The organism is Streptomyces sp. NPDC048484 (genome assembly GCF_040651415.1).
Taxonomy (GTDB): Bacteria; Actinomycetota; Actinomycetes; order Streptomycetales; family Streptomycetaceae; genus Streptomyces.
In genome coordinates this window covers 1-18,153 of record NZ_JBEZJY010000090.1, presented here as the reverse complement: position 1 = coordinate 18,153, position 18,153 = coordinate 1, and the positions used below count along the sequence as shown (strand labels likewise).

Sequence of the window (18,153 nt, the reverse complement as noted above, 5' to 3'; positions counted from 1 at the left end):
CCCACGCGCGGGCGGGGCTTTCCCCCGGTCGGGGCCTTGAGGACCGGGGGTTCGGGGGCTGGCCCCCGAGTACGTGACGGGAAGGGTAGGGGCGGCGGGGGCGGAAAAGGCCCTAGAACCCAAGCTTCCGCAGCTGCCGCGGATCCCTCTGCCAGTCCTTCGCGACCTTCACATGAAGGTCCAGGAACACCGGCGTCCCCAGCAACGCCTCGATCTGCTTGCGCGACTTGATGCCGACTTCCTTCAGCCGCTTGCCCTTGGGGCCGATGATGATGCCCTTCTGGCTGGGCCGTTCGATGTAGACGAAGGCGTGGATGTCGAGGAGCGGCCTGTCCGCCGGCCGGTCCTCGCGCGGCAGCATCTCCTCGACGACGACGGCGATGGAGTGCGGCAACTCGTCCCGCACCCCCTCCAGCGCGGCCTCCCGGATGAGCTCGGCCACCATGACCTGCTCGGGCTCGTCCGTCAGGTCGCCCTCGGGGTACAGGGCCGGGCCCTCGGGGACGAGCGGCACGAGCAGGTCCGCCAGCAGGTCCACCTGCTGGTCGGCGACCGCCGACACCGGCACGATCTCGGCCCACTCGAAGCCGAGCTCCTTGCCGAGCTGGTCGATGGCGATGAGCTGCTCGGCGAGCGTCTTGCTGTCCGCGAGGTCGGTCTTCGTGACGATCGCGATCTTCGGCGTCTTCTTGATGGACGCCAGTTCCTTCGCGATGAAGCGGTCACCGGGACCGAGCTTCTCGTTCGCGGGAAGGCAGAACCCGATCACGTCGACCTCGGCCCACGTCGTGCGGACGATGTCGTTGAGCCGCTCGCCGAGGAGCGTGCGCGGCTTGTGCAGCCCGGGGGTGTCCACCAGGATCAGCTGGGCGTCGGTCCGGTGCACGATGCCGCGTACCGTGTGCCGCGTGGTCTGCGGCTGGTTCGCGGTGATCGCCACCTTCTGGCCGACCAGAGCATTCGTGAGGGTGGACTTGCCCGCGTTGGGGCGGCCCACGAAGCAGGCGAAGCCGGCACGGTGGGGTGCCCCCGAGGATGGTTCCGAGGAATCCGGCGGCTCGGGTGACTGGGTACGAACGCTCATGGCGCCCATTGTCCCTGATCGTCGAGGTCCCGCCGTACCAGGATTCCGGCCCTCGCCGCCGATTCAGCGCCGGCCCCCTCCTCGGTGAGCTTCCGGAAACCCCCGCGCAACACGAAACGTCACGGAAACACACCTGTACGCGACCGGAAACGTGTACCCATGAGCCTCTGACGAGCCCCCACCTTGTTGGAGACCTCGTGACTCAGGCCGCCGCTTCCGCCGCCACCTCCGCCACATCCGCCGCCGCATCCATCGACACCGGTGACACCGCCTGGCTGCTCGCCGCCACCGCGCTCGTCCTGCTCATGACTCCGGGCCTGGCCCTGTTCTACGGCGGCATGGTCCGCACGAAGAGCGTCCTCAACATGCTGATGATGAGTTTCGTGTCGATCGCCCTGGTCACGGTCGTGTGGCTGGCCGTCGGCTACTCGCTCGTGTTCGGCGACGACACCGCGGACGGACCCGTCGGCGGGCTCATCGGCGGACTGGAGCACGCGGGCATGGCGGGCCTCGGTCCTGACAGCGTCCAGGGCACGGTCCCGACTCTCCTCTTCGCCACCTTCCAGCTCACTTTCGCGATCATCACGGCGGCGTTGATCAGCGGCGCGGTCGCGGACCGCGCGAAGTTCGGCGCCTGGCTGGTCTTCGTCCCCCTGTGGGCACTGCTCGTATACGTTCCGGTCGCCCACTGGGTGTGGGGTCCCGGCGGCTGGATCCTGGAGGACCTGGGCGCCCTGGACTTCGCGGGCGGCCTGCCGGTCGAGATCACCTCGGGTGCGTCCGGTCTGGCCCTGTGCCTGGTCCTGGGCCCGCGGCTCGGTTTCAAGAAGGAAGCGATGCGCCCGCACAACCTGCCGATGGTGATGCTGGGCGCGGGTCTGCTGTGGTTCGGCTGGTTCGGCTTCAACGCGGGCTCGGCGCTCGGCGCGAACGGTCTCGCGGCCGCCGCCTTCCTCAACACCCTGGCCGCGGGGTGCACCGGTCTCCTCGGCTGGCTCTTCGTGGAGCAGCGGCGCGGCCACCCCACCACCCTGGGCGCGGCGTCCGGCGCGGTCGCGGGCCTGGTCGCCATCACCCCGTCCTGCGGGTCGGTCTCGCTCCTGGGCGCGCTGGTCGTCGGTCTCGCCGCCGGTGTCGTCTGCTCGTACGCCGTGAGCTGGAAGTTCAGGTTCAACTACGACGACTCGCTGGACGTCGTCGGTGTCCACCTGGTCGGCGGTGTCATCGGCACCCTGCTCATCGGTGTCTTCGCCACCGAGACCATGACCGGCGGCGCCGAGGGTCTCCTGTACGGCGGCGGGCTCGGGCAGTTCGGCAAGCAGCTCGTCGCGGTCCTCGCCGTGGGCTCGTACGCCTTCGCCGTCACGTACGGCGTCGCCAGGCTGATCGACAAGGTCATGGGCCTGCGGGCGAACGAGGAGCACGAGCAGAACGGCCTGGACCTTACGGTGCACGCCGAGACCGCTTACGATCACGGGGTCCTGGGCAGTGGTGCCCCGGTCTCCTCCTCCGTCGTCCCCACCGTGCAGAAGGCCAGGCCCCAGGCATGAAGCTCATCACCGCGATCGTCAAGCCGCACCGCCTCGACGAGGTCAAGACCGCCCTGCAGGAAATCGGGGTGCACGGCCTGACCGTCACGGAGGCCAGCGGCTACGGGCGCCAGCGCGGCCACACGGAGGTGTACCGCGGTGCCGAGTACCGCGTCGACCTCGTGCCGAAGGTCCGTATCGAGGTCGTCGTCGAGGACGCGGACGCCGAGCCCGTCATCGAGGCGATCGTGACGGCGGCGCGGACGGGGAAGATCGGCGACGGAAAGGTGTGGGCGGTACCGGTGGAGACGGTGGTTCGGGTACGGACGGATGAGCGCGGCCCCGACGCCCTCTGACCCTGATCACCACCACCGTCACCGCTGCCGCGAGCACGACTCCCAGCGCCACCGCCATCAGCCAGGGCAGCGCGAGGAACGACGTGCTCGCCGACTCGCGGGTGTCGTGCGCGCTGGCTGTCAACGTCACGTCGCCCCAGTCGAGTTGGGGTGCGCCGCGCCAGAGTTCACTGAGCCGCACCCGCTGCCCGGGCAGCAGCTCCGAGGGGATCTTGGAGAGGTCGCGGGAGAGCAACGTACGGCCGAAGAGCCCTTCGGCCCTCAGCTCCACCTTGGGGTCCAGGGTGACGTTGCCGGTGTTGTGGAGGGTGTACGAGACGGTGGCCGTGCTGTCGCCGGTGCCGGGAACCAGGGGCTGGTGGTGGCGGATGCGGACCTTCTCGACGGCGACGGCCGATACGGTCGGCCCGCCCACCCGCAGGTAGATCCGGGCGCCGACGGCCCGCCGCACACCGACCTCGGCCGCCCCCTCTCCGTCCTTTCCGCCTCCCTTGGCGATCCGCTCGTCCAGGGCGACCAGCGCACCGGGGTGGTCACCGGGTTCGGCCGTCTCGGGCACCCGGAGTGTGAACGGCACGGTGACCTTGCCGTGCGCGGGCACGGTCACCCGGGCCTTGGCGGGCTTCGCCCAGGCGCCCACGCCCCGCTGCTTCTCCTGCCAGGTGCGCACGGCGAACCCGCCGTCCCGCGCGGTGTTGTACGCGTCGGCCGCGTAGAGCCGGAACGTCAGCGGCTGTCCGGTCTTGTTGGTGACGGCGACCTCGTCCTCAAGGGTCGTGCCCGGGTCGGCGGAGAGATGGAAGTACGGCCGCGAGGCGAGTTCCGACGCGACCGGGAAGACCGACCAGCTGCCGTTGTCGGCGGCGTGCGCGGGGGCTCCGGTCACGGCCACTGCCACGGCGAGGAACAACAACGTGAGGAAGCAGAACGGCTTGCGCATGGGTGCGGACCCCCGATGGCGAGTAGGACGGACGCGGTGGGCAGGCGGGGTGGGCAGGCGGGTGCGCGCCCGGCCCACCGCGAAGCGGGACCTGCTGACAGTGCGCCAGGTCTCAGGTGAGCGTGAGCGTCAGCACGCCGGAGTACGAGCCCGGCGGGGTGAACGCCGGAACGTTCAGCGAGAGCCGGGCGTCGACGGTGAACTCACCACCGGTGAGCGCCCCGTCGGGGGTGGAGGCCAGGGTCGCCCCCGCGCTGCCGACCGAACCGGGCGAGCCGGGCCGGCAGGTGCTCGGGCTGCCGTCCTTGGTGGCGCAGACCGGGGTCCAGCCCAGCTTGGCCGCGTCGATCTTCGCCCCGCCGGGGCCGTTGAAGTCGGTGACCTTGCCGGTCAGGGACCAGCCCGCGGGTCCGCCACGGAAGTCCTTGACCGTCACCGACTGCAGGGAACCACGGGAGAAGCCGCCCTTGCCGTAGTCGACCGCCGCGAGTTCGACGGTGTCCCCGGCCTGGGTCATGGACAGCGTCCCCGCCTTGACGGAGGAGTTGAGCTTCTGGCTGTTGGCGGGAAGGGGCGTGTCGTCGATGACGACATAGGCGGCGGGACCCGCGCCCTTGCCGTCGCTCCAGGCACTTCCCTCGTACGCCACGACACCGGTCGTCGCCTTGTCCCTGACGGCCAGGCCGCCGCTGATGGAGCCCTGCGCGTTCGCGGTGGCGGTGGCTTTGTCCGCCGTCTCGGCGGCCCCGGCCCGTCCGGCGAGGGTGACGGCCGCACCCGGGGTGAAGTTCGTCCCCGTGACGGTCACGCTGTCACCGGGCTTTCCGGAGGCCGCACCGAGGCTGATGGCACGGTTGTTGGTCTGTCCGCCACCGGTCGCGGTGACCGTCTCGGAGACGGGAGCGGGCGGGTTGCTGACCGTGCAGGGGGTGTCCAGCTCCAGGAGGTAGCTGGTGTGGATGTTGTAGTCGCCGGGCGACAGCGTGATCGCGCCGGGTGCGGTGACCGTGAAGGTGCCGGTCATCTCGAACGACGGGAAGGCGCCCTTCCCGGGCACCGGGTCGTTCTTCTTCGGCCCCGCGACCGTGAGGTCACCGGTCTGCGCGCCGCCCAGGGCGACCTTGCCGGTGGGCGTCATGATGTCGGCGGGCAGGGCGATGTCGACCGGGTTGCTCGCGGCGGGCTTGACCACCGTGTACTTGACGGTGACCGTGTCGCCCACCTTGGGCGCGGCGTTGCTCACGGTGATCTTCGCTGTGGTGGTGCCGTCGATCGGGGGTATGCCCGCGATGGGCGGCGGGATGCAGTGCGTGGCGAATTCGACCTGCTGAGGCTCCGCGCTCGCGGGGCAGGCGAGCGCGCCTCCCGCGGTGACCGAGAGTGCGGCCGCTCCGAGAAATGCCGCCCAGCGGCGGCGTCTTCGGGTTCCTGAACCCATGTGTGCCCCTCCTTTGAATGTGGGCGCTCTGCGCCGACAGGAGGTCATTGATGTGCTCGTTGTGTGAAAAGTCAATGGAACCCAGACACATCAACTGATGTGCCATCAGTTACTGTCAACCAGCCAACCCGCCTTACGCGCAAGGCAGTTGACGGTGCGGGGAGCTGACAGCACACGGACCGGGGCCGCCGCATGCAGGCGACACCGGTCCGTGCCGGGCCTTGCCCGTGGGGGGATTACGTGATCACGTTCCTGCGCTCACTCGAACACGAACGGGCCCGGCGACTGCGGGCCGTCCGCCGCGCACGTCACGGTGATCCCGAAGAGCACCATCTGCAGGGAGCCGCCGAAGGCCTCCAGGCTGTCACCGGCCGCGACGGTGCCGTTCAGCGGGCCGACCGTGACACCGTCACCCGCGGCCATCGCGGGGTTCTCGGTGCCCGTGAAGGCGGTCGTACCACCACTCGCCTTCGTCAGGGTGAGGGTGGAGGCGATCGAGTCCTCGGCGAGCGCGAGCGGGGCGGTGATCTCGGAGGAGGTGACGGTGATGGTGGCGCTGGTGCCGCTCTGGGTGGCCGTGAGGGTGGCCTCACCGCCGCCGTAGAGACCGCAGTCGGCGACGATCGTGGCGGTCTGGGGAGCGACGGCCGCGGCGCCCGGGGCGAGCGCCAAACCGGCGGCGAGGGTGCCGGCGGCTAGCGCCGCACCGATTCCGAGTCGCTTACATCTCATTGGATTCCCTTCCCTTGTACGGGAATTGCCGTGTGGGGACGGCCGACGGGCGCCTCACCTACCACTCAGTAATCTGACGGCCCGTCGGAAGAGCTGTCGTCCATTGATGCCCCAGTGGCTTGGGATTGCAAGAGAAGTGGGAGTGATTCTTCCGGTGTCGGACGGCCGATGGCGGACGGCCGATGGCGGACGGCCGATGGCGGACGGCCGGCGGGGCACCGGGCACGGCGCAATCTTTCAGGGGCGCGGGGCCGTGGCCCCGCGAACCCGCGGACGAAGCCCTCAGCCCGCGGTCACCACGGAGCGCACCGCACCGTCCGTCCCCGCGAGCAGCACGGGCGTCGCGGCCCCGCCAAGATCCCGTACCGCCGCGAGGTCCTCGTCCGGCACGGACTCCCCCTCGCTCACCACCGCCGCCGCCTCCAGCGACGTCGCCCCGGAGGCCACGGCCATGGCGACCGCGGTCCGCAGCGCGCTGAGCCGCAGCGAAGGCAGGGCAACGGTGCCCGCCACATACGTGCGGCCGTTGTCGTCGCGTACGGCCGCCCCCTCGGGCACCCCGTTGCGGGCCCGGGTGGCGCGGGCCAGCGTGACGATCTTGCGGTCCTCGGGGTCGAGCGCGGCGGTGTCGGTCCTGTCAGTGCTGTCGGTCATGCCCAGAGCATACGAAGCCACACCCGCACTTCGCGCGGCGGTACACGGCACCGAACGTCCGGCTCAGGGTCGGTCGAGGCGCAGCCGCTCGGCCCTCGGCAGACCGGCCACCACCAGGTCGTACGAGTCCTCGACGAGCTCCCGGACGAGACGGTCCGGGAGCCCGCCGTCGCCCGTGCCCGTGCCCGTGCCCGTGCCCGTGCCCGCGGTGCCGACCAGGCCCGTGGTGCCGACCGTGACCGTGTTCCAGTGCCTTTTGTTCATGTGGTAGCCGGGGGCGATCAGGCCCTCGTACTCGCCGCGCAGCCGCACCGCGTCCTCGGGATCGCACTTCAGGTTGACCTTGAGAGGGCGGGCCTGGAGGGCGCTCAGCGCGAACACCTTGCCCAGCACCTTGAAGACCGAGGTCTCCGGGTTGAAAGGGAAGTCCTCGACGGTCGCGTTGAAGGACAGACAGAGAGAGCGCAGCTCCTGTGGGGTCACTCCGGTTTCCCCTCCGGGAAGTCGGCCGGTCCGACGGGCTCGACAAGGACCGTGACGATCTTGTTCCGGCGTCCGGCCGAGTCCTCGGCCGTGAGCCGCAGTTCACGGCCGTCGGGCAGTTCGACCACCGAGGAGGCACCGGCGATGGGCACACGGCCGAGCGCCTTCGCGAGCAGTCCGCCGACCGTCTCGACGTCCTCGTCGTCGTAGGCCTCGAAGCCGTACAGCTCGCCGAGGTCGCCGATGTCGAGCCGCGCGGTCACCCGGTAGCGGTCGTCGCCGAGGTCCTCCACGGGCGGCAGCTCACGGTCGTACTCGTCGGTGATCTCGCCGACGATCTCCTCAAGGATGTCCTCGATGGTGACGATGCCGGCCGTGCCGCCGTACTCGTCGATGACGACGGCGACGTGGTTGCGGTCCTGCTGCATCTCCCGGAGCAGGTCACCGGCGTTCTTCGTGTCCGGGACGAAGGCGGCGGGCCGCATCGCCGTGGACACCAGCTCGCTCTCCGCGTCCCGGCTGATGTGGGTCTTCCTGGCCAGGTCCTTCAGGTACACCATCCCGACGATGTCGTCCTCGCTCTCCCCGGTGACGGGAACGCGCGAGAAACCGGACCGCAGGGCCAGGGTCAGCGCCTGCCGGATGGTCTTGTACCGCTCGATGACCACCAGGTCCGTGCGCGGGACCATGACCTCCCGGACCAGCGTGTCGCCCAGCTCGAAGACGGAGTGCACCATCCGGCGCTCCTCGTCCTCGATGAGCGACTCCTTCTCGGCGAGGTCGACCATCGCGCGCAGCTCGGCCTCGGACGCGAAGGGGCCGCGCCGGAAGCCCTTGCCCGGTGTGAGGGCGTTGCCGATGAGGATGAGCAGGGGCGGGACCGGGCCCATGATCCTGGCCAGCGGCAGCAGCACGTACGCGGCCGCCGTGGCCGTGTTCAGGGGGTGCTGGCGGCCGATGGTGCGCGGCGAGACACCGACCGCGACGTACGAGACGAGGACCATCACCCCGATGGCGACGGCCAGCGCCTGCCAGGTCTCGGCGAACTCCTTCAGACAGGCGTACGTGACGAGGGCGGCGGCCGCCATCTCGCAGGCGACGCGCACCAGCAGTGCCACGTTCAGATAGCGGGTCGGGTCGGCGGCGACCTGGGCGAGCTTGGCGCTGCCGCGGCGGCCGGACCGTACCGCCTCCTCGGCGCGGAAGCTGGAGACGCGCGCGAGACCGGCCTCCGCGCAGGCGGCGAGCCAGGCGACCACGACAAGGGCGATGGCGCCCAGGACGAGTTGCGGGCTCATGAGACGGTCGGAGCCGGGGAGGGACCGGTCAGGCCCTTCTCCGCACGCCAGCCGTCCACGATGGCCGCCTGCAGACCGAACATCTCGGCCTTCTCGTCGGGCTCCTCGTGGTCGTAGCCGAGCAGGTGCAGCACCCCGTGGACGGTGAGGAGCTGGAGTTCCTCGTCCATGGAGTGCTGCGTCCCGGCGTCCTTGCCCTGCTGCTCGGCGACCTCCGGGCAGAGCACGATGTCGCCGAGCAGCCCCTGCGGCGGCTCGTCGTCGTCCTTCATGGGCGGCCGCAGCTCGTCCATCGGGAACGACATGACGTCCGTCGGCCCCGGCAGGTCCATCCACTGGATGTGCAGCTGCTCCATGGCGGCGGTGTCCACGACGATCACCGAGAGTTCGGAGAGCGGGTGGATACGCATCCTCGCGAGGGCGTAGCGGGCGATGTCGAGGATCGCCTGCTCGTCGACCTCGGTTCCGGACTCGTTGTTGACGTCGATCGACATGGTCGCGCTGGTCTACTTCCGTTTGCTACGGGCGCCGCTGTGTGCGCCGTTCTCCGTGCCGTTCTGGCTGTCGTACTTCTCGTACGCGTCGACGATACGGCCGACCAGCTTGTGCCGGACGACGTCCTGGGACGTGAGCCGCGAGAAGTGGACGTCGTCGAGGCCCTCCAGGATGTCCTGGACCTGACGCAGACCGGACTTCGTGCCGCTCGGCAGGTCGACCTGCGTCACGTCACCCGTGACCACTATCTTCGACTCGAAACCGAGCCGGGTGAGGAACATCTTCATCTGCTCGGCGCTGGTGTTCTGCGCCTCGTCCAGAATGATGAAAGCGTCGTTGAGCGTCCTGCCGCGCATGTAGGCGAGCGGCGCGACCTCGATCGTGCCCGCCGCCATCAGCCGCGGGATCGAGTCCGGGTCGAGCATGTCGTGCAGGGCGTCGTACAGCGGGCGCAGATACGGGTCGATCTTGTCGTAGAGCGTGCCCGGGAGGAATCCCAGCCGCTCCCCCGCCTCCACCGCCGGGCGGGTCAGGATGATGCGGCTGACCTGCTTGGCCTGCAGGGCCTGCACGGCCTTGGCCATGGCCAGGTAGGTCTTGCCCGTACCGGCGGGTCCGATGCCGAAGACGATGGTGTGCTTGTCGATGGCGTCGACGTACCGCTTCTGGTTGAGCGTCTTGGGGCGGATGGTGCGGCCGCGTGAGGACAGGATGTTCTGGGTGAGGACCTCGGCCGGGGTCTCCGGGCCGTCGCCCTCCCCGTTCTCACTCGCGCGCAGCATGGCGATCGAGCGTTCCACGGCGTCCTCCGTCATCGGCTGCCCGGTGCGGAGCACCAGCATCATCTCGTCGAGCAGGCGCTGGACGAGAGCCACTTCACGGGCGTCGCCGACAGCGCTGATCTCATTGCCCCGGACATGGATGTCGGCCGCCGGGAAGGCCTTCTCGATCACGCGCAGGAGGGCGTCCCTGGATCCCAGAACGGTCACCATGGGGTGCGTGGCCGGGACGGTGAACTGCGCTCGTGACTGTCCCTGCGCGGGGGTGTGAGCTGTGGGTGTCTGCGTCATGGGCCGGCTCTGTAGGCCTGCTCATCTCCCTCGGTGAGGCACGCTTGCCGGTACGGCAGCCTTGTGCTTCCAAGAGTACGACGGGGCGCCGACAACCCAGTAGGAGTTTTCCGTCGCACCTGTGGCCTCAGGTCTGACCTCAGGTGCGGCCTCAGGTGTCGGCCCCGCGGGTGGCGTCATGCGGAGCTGCGGAATCCGATCGTCGGTACGGCCCGTCTCAGAGGCCAGGATCTGGTGGTCTCCGGGAGCAGCGGCTGCAGGAAGGCGTACCGGCCGAGCGCCGCGGGATCCTGGTGGTCGTAGGACTGCACCCGGCGCCACCACGCGGCGATCTCCGCCCATCCGGGGGCGGACAGGGACCCCCCGAACTCCTGGACCGACAGCGCCGCGGTGAGGCCCGCGAAGGCGAGGCGGTCGGCGAGCGGCCAGCCCGCCAGCGTGCCCGTCACGAATCCGGCGACGAAGACGTCCCCCGCGCCGGTCGGGTCCATCGCCTCGACCGCGATGGCCGGAACCTCGGCACTCTCGCCGGTCCGGCGGTCCACGGCGTACGCGCCCTCGGCACCTAGCGTGACGACGGCGAGCGGTACGTGTTCGGTGAGCGCGTGCGCGGCCGCGCGGGGGCACGAGGCGCCCGTGTACCGCATGGCCTCCTCGGCGTTCGGCAGGAACGCCTCGCAGTGCCGCAGGTCGGGGAGCCCGGCGAGGTCCCAGCGCCCCGTGTCGTCCCATCCGACGTCGGCGAAGATCCGGGTGCCCGTGCTCGCGGCCCCGGCGATCCAGTGCGCGCTCGTGCCCGGCGTCAGCGAGGCGACGGCCGCCCGCGCGCGGGGCGGGCAGTCGGGGGCGGGCTCCTCCGGAGGCGGCTCGTGGCCGTGGCTCACCATGGTGCGCTCGCCCTCGTACGCCATCGAGACGGTCACCGGGGAGTGCCAGCCGGGAGCGGTGCGGGACGCGGAGAGGTCGATGCGTTCGCCCTGCTCCAGGGCGTCCCAGCAGTACTCCCCGTAGTGGTCGTCCCCGAAGGCCGCCGCCAGGGAGGTCCGCAGGCCCAGCCTGGCCAGCGCGGTCGCCATGTTCGCGACGCCGCCGGGGCTGGAGCCCATGCCGCGGGCCCAGGACTCGGTACCGCGGACCGGGGCGGAGTCGAGTCCGGTGAAGATGATGTCGAGGAAGACGGTGCCGGTGAGGTAGACGTCCCAGGGCGGGTCGTCGGAGCGGCGCAGCTCGGCGAGTGGGTCGAACTGGGCCGTTCGGTACGGTCCCTTCCCGTTGGACGCGGTCACGGTGCGCTCCCATGAGTGGTGCGGATTCAGGCCAGTGTGCACCAACCGCTCCGCCGGAGCTCTGAGGATCACGTCGGGCCCTGCTGTCGGCTGTTTTAGGGGCGCGGGGAACTGCGCAATCTTTTTTGGGGGGCCAGGGGGCGGAGCCCCCAGGAACGGGACGGGTAGGGGCGGCGGGGGCGAGATTCCCGGAGAATCCCCGGCGGATCCCCGGCGAATCCCCCCGGTCACGGGAACTCGTACGCCTCCACCTCGGCGATGTACCGGGCCCGCCGCTCCTCGTCGTGTTCGAGGAACGAGGCGACGAACGAGTTCCGGGCCAGTTCGCGGAGCTGCTCCGGGGACAGCCCCAGCTCCGCCCGCACCGCGTGGAAGTTGTCCCCGGCGTACCCGCCGAAGTAGGCGGGGTCGTCGGAGTTGACCGTGCACAGCAGTCCCGCGTCGAGCATCGCGGGCAACGGGTGCTCCACCAGGACGTCGACGGCCCGCAGCCGCACGTTGGACAGGGGGCACACGGTCAGCGGCACCCGGTCCCGCACCAGCCGGGCCACCAGCTCCGGATCCTCCATGCAGCGGAGCCCGTGGTCGATCCGCTCGGCGCCGAGCACGTCGAGCGCCTCGGTGATGTAGGCGGGCGGCCCCTCCTCGCCCGCGTGCGCGACCCGTCGCAGTCCGAGCACGGCGGCGGCCTCGTACACCTCGCGGAACTTGGCGGGCGGGTGTCCGACCTCGGCGGAGTCGAGCCCGACGCCGACGATCCGGTCGAGGTGGGGCTTCGCCGCCTCCAGGGTCTCCATCGCGGACTCGGCGGACTCGTCCCGCAGAAAACACATGATGAGCTGGGTGGAGACGCCGTGCACGGCCTCACTGCGGTCGAGCGCCCGCCCGAGCCCCTCCACGACGGTTTCGATCCCGATGCCCCGGGAGATGTGCGCCTGCGGATCGAAGAAGATCTCCGCGTGCCGGACCCCCTGTGCGGCGGCGCGCGCGAGGTACGCGTCGGCGAGGTCCGCGAAGTCGTCCTCGGTCCGCAGCACGGCCATGAGCCCGTAGTACAGGTTCAGGAACGACTGCAGATCGGAGAACTCGTACGCCTTACGAAGTTCGTCCGTGTCGGCGTACGGCAGCGGGACCTCGTTGCGGGCGGCCAGCGCGAAGGCCAGCTCGGGCTCCAGCGTGCCTTCGATGTGCAGGTGCAGTTCAGCTTTCGGGATGGGCATCGAAGCATGGTACGGGTGTTTCACCGACGCTTCGGAACCGGCACCCTCTGCAGATCGTGCGCCACCGTCAGCTCCCCCTCGAACCCGGCGGCCCGTGCCTGCCGCTCGAACTCCGCGGGTTCGGAGTACCGCTGGCTGAAGTGCGTCAGCACCAGATGCCGTACGCCGGCGTCCCGGGCCACCGTCGCCGCCTGGCCGGCTGTCAGGTGCCCGTGGTCGACGGCGAGCCGTACGTCCTCGTCCAGGAACGTCGACTCGATGACGAGCAGGTCGCAGCCCTGCGCGAGCGCGTACACCCCGTCGCACAGGCGGGTGTCCATGACGAACGCGAACCGCTGGCCGCGCCGCACCTCGCTGACGTCGTCGAGCGCGACGCCCCCGAGCGCCCCCGCCCGCTGGATCCGCCCCACGTCGGCACCGCTGATCCCGTGCGCGGCGAGCCGTTTGGGCAGCATCCGCCGCCCGTCGGGCTCCACGAGCCGGTAGCCGTACGACTCGACGGGGTGGGAGAGCTTGCGGGCCTGAAGTGTGTACGTCTTCGAGGACGCGAGGTCACCGTCGGCGTCCACCGGGGCCTCGGTGAGCGGGGCCGTCTCGCGGTAGGCGGTCGCGTACCGCAGCCGGTCGAAGAACTTCTGCCCGGAGCGCGGATAGTGCGCGCTGATCTCGTGCGGCACCCGGTCGAGGTTGATCCGCTGGATCACCCCGGCCAGGCCCAGCGAGTGATCGCCGTGGAAGTGCGTGACACAGATCCGGTGCAGGTCGTGCGCGGCGACACCGGCACGCAGCATCTGCCGCTGCGTGCCCTCGCCGGGATCGAAGAGGATGCCCTCGCCGTCCCAGCGCAGCAGATAGCCGTTGTGGTTGCGGTGCCGGGTGGGGACCTGGCTGGCGGTGCCGAGGACCACCAGTTCACGTACAGACACGTCGAGTTGTCCGGCCTTTTCCTGTCCCGTTCCCGTTCCTGACCCGTTCCTGTCCCCCTCGCCTGTCCCCCGTGTCTATCCCGGGGGCCACTGCATGCCGCGGCCGCCCAGCACGTGGGCGTGCGCGTGGAAGACCGTCTGGCCCGCTCCGCTGCCGGTGTTGAAGACGATGCGGTAGCTGTCGAGCTTCTCCTCGGCGGCGACCTCGCCTGCCTCGCGCACGACGTCGGCGAGGATCGCGGGTTCGGCGACGGCGAGGGAGGCGGCGTCCGGGTGGTGGACCTTGGGGATCACCAGGACATGGATGGGTGCCTGCGGGCTGATGTCCCGGAAGGCGACGGTCGTCTCGGTCTCACGGACGACGGTCGCCGGAGTCCTCCCCCCGGCGATCTTGCAGAACAGACAGTCGTCCTGTGGTTCCCCTGCCATGCGCGGCCTCCTCGGGCTGGATGATCGATGTTTCGGCATGGTACCGAGCGACAGTGACAGCGCTCTCGGTCCGTCCGGCGTCCGAGGACGGGGCCGTTCACGCCGACACGGGTGCCTACGCCTGCGCCCCCGGCAGCACCGGCAGCACCGGAGCCGTCTTCGAAGGGCTCTCCTCCAGCGCCGCCAGCGCGATCCGGATCGCCTCGTCGAGCTGCATGTCACGCCCGGCGGCGTAGTCCTGCGGAGCCTGGACCACCTCGACGTCGGGGTCGACGCCGTGGTTCTCCACACCCCACTCGTAACCCTCCAGCCAGAACGCGTACTTGGGCTGTGTGACGAGCGTCCCGTCGACGAGGCGGTAGCGGCTGTCGATGCCGACGACGCCGCCCCACGTACGGGTACCGACGACCGGCCCGATGCCGAGCGCCTTGATCGCGGCGTTGACGATGTCGCCGTCGGAGCCGGAGAACTCGTTGGCGACCGCGACGACGGGCCCGCGCGGCGCGTCCTCCGGATAGCTGGTGGGCCGCATCCCGCGGGCGAGGTCCCAGCCGACGATGCGCCGGGCGAGCTTCTCGATGACCAGCTGCGAGGTGTGGCCGCCGCGGTTCTCGCGGACGTCCACGACGAGGCCCTCCCGTGCCACCTCGATCCGCAGGTCACGGTGGATCTGCGCCCAGCCGGGCGCCTGCATGTCGGGCACGTGCAGATATCCGAGCCGTCCGCCGGACTTCTCGTGCACGTAGGCACGCCGGTCGGCGACCCACGCGTGGTAGCGCAGCGGCTCCTCGTCGGACACCGGCACGACCACCGCGTGCCGCGGATCGCCGCCGCCCGCCGGGGAGATGGTCAGCTCGACGGGCTTGCCCGCCGTGCCGACGAGCAGCGGTCCCGGCCCTGCCACCGGGTCGACGGGGTGTCCGGAGACGGCCACGATGGCGTCCCCCGCGCGCACCGCGACGCCGGGTGCGGCGAGCGGTGACTGCGCGTCGGGGTCGGAGCTTTCCGAGGGCAGGATGTGGTCGATACGCCACTGGGCCGTCCCCGAGGGGCCGTCCTCGTGACGGGAGATGTCGGCGCCGAGCAGCCCCTGCCGGTCCCCGCCGCCGAATCCGCCGCGCGGCATGACGTACGCGTGCGAGGTGCCGAGTTCACCCTGCACCTCCCAGAGCAGGTCGACCAGGTCGTCGTGGGTGGCGACCCGGTCGAGGATGGGCCGGTACCGGTCCAGTACGCCGTCCCAGTCGGTGCCGCCCAGGTCGGGACGCCAGAAGTTGTCGCGCATGAGGCGGCCGGTCTCGTCGTACATCTGGCGCCACTCGGCGGCCGGGTCGACGACGTGGCGGACGCGCGACAGGTCGACGGTGATGTTGCTGTCGCTCTCGTCGTCGTTCGAGGCGCGCCGGTCGCTCGGTACGACCTTCAGCTTGCCGTCGGTCCACAGCAGGATCCGCTTGCCGTCGCCGGTGACCAGGAAGCCGTCGGCGTCCGAGACGAGGTGCTCGATGCGCTGCTGGACGAGGTCGTAGCGTTCCAGGTCGGTCTTGGGGTCCGGGTCGTCGGGGGTGGCCCTGGACGATCCGAGCACGCCCCGGACCGGGTGCCGCAGCCACAGCAGCCCGTCCTTGGCGGCCCGCAGTCCGGAGTAGCGGGCGGCCTCGACGGGGAACGGGACGATGCGGTCGCCGAGCCCGTCGAGGTCGATCCGGGTGGCCGGGGAGCCCTCGCTCTCGGGCGTCTCGGCCCCTGGACTGTCCGGCGTCTCGAAGGGCCGGCCGTGCCGCTGCGGTCCGAAGGGCGAGGGGGTGGTGGCGGCGAGGGTGATGAGGTGCGGCCGGGAGCCGCCGACGAAGGCCAGGTCGAAGACGTGCTCGTCGTAGACGGGGTCGAAGGACCGCGCGGACAGGAACGCGAGATGCTTCCCGTCGAGGGTGAAGGCGGGCGAGTAGTCCCGGAACCGCAGCGGTGTCGCCTCGGTCACCGAGAGGTCCGCGGTGTTGGCGAGCTTGAGCTGGCGCAGCGGGCGCGGGCCGGGGTGCGACCAGGCCAGCCAGGCCGAGTCGGGTGAGAAGACGAGCCCGGAGACCTCGCCGTCCTCGCTGCGGTCGACCTCCCGGACCTCGCCGGTCTCCCGCTCGACGAGCAGGACGCGGCCGTCGTGCGAGGCGACCGCGGCACGGCTGCCGTCGGGTGCCATCGCGAGCCCGAGCACCCGCCCCAGCTGTCCGGCGGCGAGCCTGCGCGGGATCGCTCCCGGTGCCACGCCCGTCGCCGGGGCGAACTCCAGCGCGTCGTCGCCCTCCGCGTCCGTCGCCCACACCACGTGCTCCTCGCCGTCGACGCGGAAGGTGCGGGGCATCCTGGCCCGTACGCCCTGTTCGGCGGCGAGCGCGCGGGTGGGTCCTGAGCGGTGGGTGACCCAGTGGACGGCTCCGCGCACCGAGACCGCGCTGCCGCGTCCGGTGTGGTCGGGAGCGGCGGCCCCGAACCAGCGGGACGCGTTCACGGGATGCGGCTGCAGGTCGACGCGCTGTCCGCCGAGCCGGATGTCGAGCCGCCGTGGCTCGGCCCCGTCGAGGTCGTCGAGAATCCACAGCTCACCGGCGGACGCGTACACGACGCGGGTCCCGTCGGTGGACGCGTGCCGGGCGTAGAAGCCCTCGATCCCCGTGTGCCGCCGCAGATCCGATCCGTCGGCGAGGGAGGAGTACACGGCCCCCACGCCCTCGTGGTCGGAGAGGAAGACGACCCGCTCCCCGACCCAGGACGGGTACTCCAGGTTCCCGTCCAGGTCCGCGTGCAGCCGTACGAACTCCCTGCCCGCTCCGTCGCCCTCCCCGGCGCCCTCTCCGTCGCCCTCGCGGTCGATCCACAGCTTTCCCGCGGTGCCGCCGCGATACCGCTTCCACCAGGCGGCCTCGCGACCCATGGGCGCGGACAGCAGAACGGTGCCGGGGCCGTGGGCCACATCGCCGACGGGCCCGTAGGGCAGGGTGGTCGCGGGTCCGCCGTCGAGCGGTACGGCGCGGGCCCAGCTGCGGCGCAGGCTCGCCTGGCCCTGCGTGCTGAGTACGAGCACCTGCCCGTCGGGGGTCCAGCCGCGCACCTGCGTCTTCCAACTGCCCCAGTACGTGAGGCGTTCGGCGGAACCGCCGTCGACGGGGGCGACATGCACCTCGGGGGCGCCGTCGCGGGTCGACGTCCAGGCGACGGTCGTACCGTCCGGGGAGATCCGTGGATGGTTCACCGGGACGTTGTCGGCGCTGACCCGCCAGGCGCGGCTGCCGTCGAGCGGCGCGACCCAGACGTCGTCCTCGGCGGTGAAGGCGATCAACTCGCCGTGCAGGTGCGGATACCGGAGATACGCCGAAGACGCGGCGGATACGGCGGGCGCGGCGGACGACTTGGAAGACGCGGCGGATACGGCGGATGCGGCAGATGCGGGCTGTGTCACCCGATCACCCTATGCAGCCGCCTCGCCCGCGACCAGAGCTTCCGATCACTTCCCCTCGAAGCAGGAGCACGTGGGATCGGGGAACCGGGTCACCGTCTCGGTGACGGTGACGGTCGCTCCCGGGTTGCCGGGCGGCGGAGTCGTCCTGTTGTCCACGGGCGGGGTGCCGGCCTGGCAGTTGCCGAGGACGTTCGCCCGGAACACCTCCTTGCCGCCCACCGTGGCGGTGAGGTCTCCCCGTACGCAGGTGCCGTTGACCTCCTGCGTCACCTTGCCCTTGATGGAGATGTCCCGCCCGTCTCCGGTCTCGCCCACGCAGTCGACGGACGCCACGCTCCGCACGCTCGGCGAGGAACCCACCGTCGCGCTGTTCTCGCCGAGCGACGCGGTGCAGGTGAGCCACTGCACGTCGACTCCCCGCTTCTCCAGCTCGCGCGTGCCCGTCTGGTCGGTGGTGATCGCCACGGCGGCGGTGCTCAGACCGTTCCCCGGTTCACATGCGACCAGCGCGAACAGGGCTGCGACCGCGGCCACAGCCATCGCGGGTCCGCGGTGTCGTATACGCCTCAGTGCCCCCATGACGGCAGCCTGCCACCGGGCGTCCCCCCGCGGTAGACCTCATGCGGCCACGGTCTGCGTCAGCCGGGACGGTTTTCGCCCCCGCCGCCCCTTCCCGTCCCGTCTCGGGGGCCAGCCCCCGAACCCCCGGTCCTCAAACGCCGGACGGGCTGGAATCCCAGCCCGTCCGGCGGTTGAGGA

At 70.9% G+C, this 18,153-nt stretch carries 16 protein-coding genes and 1 pseudogene; 2 read left to right on the top strand and 15 right to left on the bottom strand.

Going from position 1 to position 18,153, the window contains the following annotated elements; all coding sequences use genetic code 11:
* Positions 1-112: 112 nt before the first annotated feature.
* Complete coding sequence (gene era, locus AB0D14_RS43395; RefSeq protein ID WP_362790604.1) at positions 113-1,084, bottom strand: GTPase Era; 972 nt, start codon at positions 1,082-1,084, stop codon at positions 113-115.
* A gap of 197 nt (positions 1,085-1,281) precedes the next feature.
* On the opposite strand from era, the gene AB0D14_RS43390 reads away from it, so the two are divergent.
* Both AB0D14_RS43390 and AB0D14_RS43385 read left to right on the top strand, forming a co-directional pair.
* On the top strand, positions 1,282-2,634 hold the full coding sequence (locus AB0D14_RS43390; protein WP_362790601.1) for an ammonium transporter: 1,353 nt from the start codon (positions 1,282-1,284) through the stop codon (positions 2,632-2,634).
* Positions 2,631-2,969, top strand: coding sequence for a P-II family nitrogen regulator (locus AB0D14_RS43385; protein ID WP_362790598.1), 339 nt, complete (start codon positions 2,631-2,633; stop codon positions 2,967-2,969). The genes AB0D14_RS43390 and AB0D14_RS43385 overlap by 4 nt, the downstream gene beginning before the upstream one ends.
* On the opposite strand, the pseudogene AB0D14_RS43380 reads toward AB0D14_RS43385, so the two are convergent.
* From AB0D14_RS43380 to AB0D14_RS43315, 14 genes and pseudogenes are all read right to left on the bottom strand, one after another.
* Positions 2,866-3,909, bottom strand: a pseudogene (locus tag AB0D14_RS43380) (DUF916 domain-containing protein); the annotation flags it as partial. The gene AB0D14_RS43385 and the pseudogene AB0D14_RS43380 sit on opposite strands and share 104 nt — an antisense overlap.
* A gap of 112 nt (positions 3,910-4,021) precedes the next feature.
* Entirely contained in the window at positions 4,022-5,347 is a 1,326-nt protein-coding gene (locus tag AB0D14_RS43375; RefSeq protein ID WP_362790595.1) for a beta-xylosidase, read from the bottom strand.
* Between the two features lie 258 nt (positions 5,348-5,605).
* Positions 5,606-6,079: a hypothetical protein gene (locus AB0D14_RS43370; protein ID WP_362790592.1), complete on the bottom strand. Its 474-nt coding sequence runs from the start codon at positions 6,077-6,079 to the stop codon at positions 5,606-5,608.
* Positions 6,080-6,361: 282 nt separating this feature from the next.
* Entirely contained in the window at positions 6,362-6,733 is a 372-nt protein-coding gene (locus AB0D14_RS43365; RefSeq protein WP_362790589.1) for a cytidine deaminase, read from the bottom strand.
* A gap of 63 nt (positions 6,734-6,796) precedes the next feature.
* Positions 6,797-7,216: an MmcQ/YjbR family DNA-binding protein gene (locus AB0D14_RS43360; protein ID WP_362790587.1), complete on the bottom strand. Its 420-nt coding sequence runs from the start codon at positions 7,214-7,216 to the stop codon at positions 6,797-6,799.
* Positions 7,213-8,514 (bottom strand): hemolysin family protein, encoded by a 1,302-nt coding sequence (locus tag AB0D14_RS43355; RefSeq protein ID WP_362790584.1) that lies wholly within the window; start codon positions 8,512-8,514, stop codon positions 7,213-7,215. Before AB0D14_RS43355 ends, AB0D14_RS43360 begins: the two co-directional genes overlap by 4 nt.
* Positions 8,511-9,008 carry an rRNA maturation RNase YbeY gene (gene ybeY, locus AB0D14_RS43350; RefSeq protein WP_362790581.1) on the bottom strand — a complete coding sequence of 166 codons (498 nt, stop codon included), beginning with the start codon at positions 9,006-9,008 and terminating at the stop codon, positions 8,511-8,513. The genes AB0D14_RS43355 and ybeY overlap by 4 nt, the downstream gene beginning before the upstream one ends.
* Before the next feature lie 12 nt (positions 9,009-9,020).
* Positions 9,021-10,079 (bottom strand): PhoH family protein, encoded by a 1,059-nt coding sequence (locus tag AB0D14_RS43345; protein WP_362790578.1) that lies wholly within the window; start codon positions 10,077-10,079, stop codon positions 9,021-9,023.
* A gap of 176 nt (positions 10,080-10,255) precedes the next feature.
* A complete protein-coding gene (locus AB0D14_RS43340) occupies positions 10,256-11,365 on the bottom strand; it encodes a PfkB family carbohydrate kinase (RefSeq protein ID WP_362790575.1) in 1,110 nt (369 codons plus the stop codon).
* Between the two features lie 227 nt (positions 11,366-11,592).
* On the bottom strand, positions 11,593-12,585 hold the full coding sequence (locus AB0D14_RS43335; RefSeq protein WP_362790572.1) for an adenosine deaminase: 993 nt from the start codon (positions 12,583-12,585) through the stop codon (positions 11,593-11,595).
* 20 nt (positions 12,586-12,605) lie between these two features.
* The gene (locus AB0D14_RS43330) at positions 12,606-13,511 is read right to left on the bottom strand and encodes a ribonuclease Z (protein ID WP_362790571.1); all 906 of its coding nucleotides are present in this window, start codon (positions 13,509-13,511) and stop codon (positions 12,606-12,608) included.
* Between the two features lie 75 nt (positions 13,512-13,586).
* Positions 13,587-13,940 carry a histidine triad nucleotide-binding protein gene (locus AB0D14_RS43325; protein ID WP_362790568.1) on the bottom strand — a complete coding sequence of 118 codons (354 nt, stop codon included), beginning with the start codon at positions 13,938-13,940 and terminating at the stop codon, positions 13,587-13,589.
* A 115-nt stretch (positions 13,941-14,055) separates the two neighbouring features.
* Entirely contained in the window at positions 14,056-17,274 is a 3,219-nt protein-coding gene (locus tag AB0D14_RS43320) for a S41 family peptidase (RefSeq protein ID WP_362790607.1), read from the bottom strand.
* 165 nt (positions 17,275-17,439) lie between these two features.
* The gene (locus tag AB0D14_RS43315; RefSeq protein ID WP_362790565.1) at positions 17,440-17,934 is read right to left on the bottom strand and encodes a hypothetical protein; all 495 of its coding nucleotides are present in this window, start codon (positions 17,932-17,934) and stop codon (positions 17,440-17,442) included.
* Positions 17,935-18,153 lie beyond the last annotated feature (219 nt).

What these genes read in the sequence shown, in the direction of transcription:
- AB0D14_RS43315 (WP_362790565.1), bottom strand. Translation starts at nt 17,934, where the DNA reads ATGGCTGTGGCCGCGGTCGCAGCCCTGTTCGCGCTGGTCGCATGTGAA.
- AB0D14_RS43385 (WP_362790598.1), top strand. Translation starts at nt 2,631, where the DNA reads ATGAAGCTCATCACCGCGATCGTCAAGCCGCACCGCCTCGACGAGGTC.
- AB0D14_RS43355 (WP_362790584.1), bottom strand. Translation starts at nt 8,514, where the DNA reads ATGAGCCCGCAACTCGTCCTGGGCGCCATCGCCCTTGTCGTGGTCGCC.
- AB0D14_RS43345 (WP_362790578.1), bottom strand. Translation starts at nt 10,079, where the DNA reads ATGACGCAGACACCCACAGCTCACACCCCCGCGCAGGGACAGTCACGA.
- AB0D14_RS43365 (WP_362790589.1), bottom strand. Translation starts at nt 6,733, where the DNA reads ATGACCGACAGCACTGACAGGACCGACACCGCCGCGCTCGACCCCGAG.
- AB0D14_RS43375 (WP_362790595.1), bottom strand. Translation starts at nt 5,347, where the DNA reads ATGGGTTCAGGAACCCGAAGACGCCGCCGCTGGGCGGCATTTCTCGGA.
- AB0D14_RS43370 (WP_362790592.1), bottom strand. Translation starts at nt 6,079, where the DNA reads ATGAGATGTAAGCGACTCGGAATCGGTGCGGCGCTAGCCGCCGGCACC.
- AB0D14_RS43325 (WP_362790568.1), bottom strand. Translation starts at nt 13,940, where the DNA reads ATGGCAGGGGAACCACAGGACGACTGTCTGTTCTGCAAGATCGCCGGG.
- ybeY (WP_362790581.1), bottom strand. Translation starts at nt 9,008, where the DNA reads ATGTCGATCGACGTCAACAACGAGTCCGGAACCGAGGTCGACGAGCAG.
- era (WP_362790604.1), bottom strand. Translation starts at nt 1,084, where the DNA reads ATGAGCGTTCGTACCCAGTCACCCGAGCCGCCGGATTCCTCGGAACCA.
- AB0D14_RS43335 (WP_362790572.1), bottom strand. Translation starts at nt 12,585, where the DNA reads ATGCCCATCCCGAAAGCTGAACTGCACCTGCACATCGAAGGCACGCTG.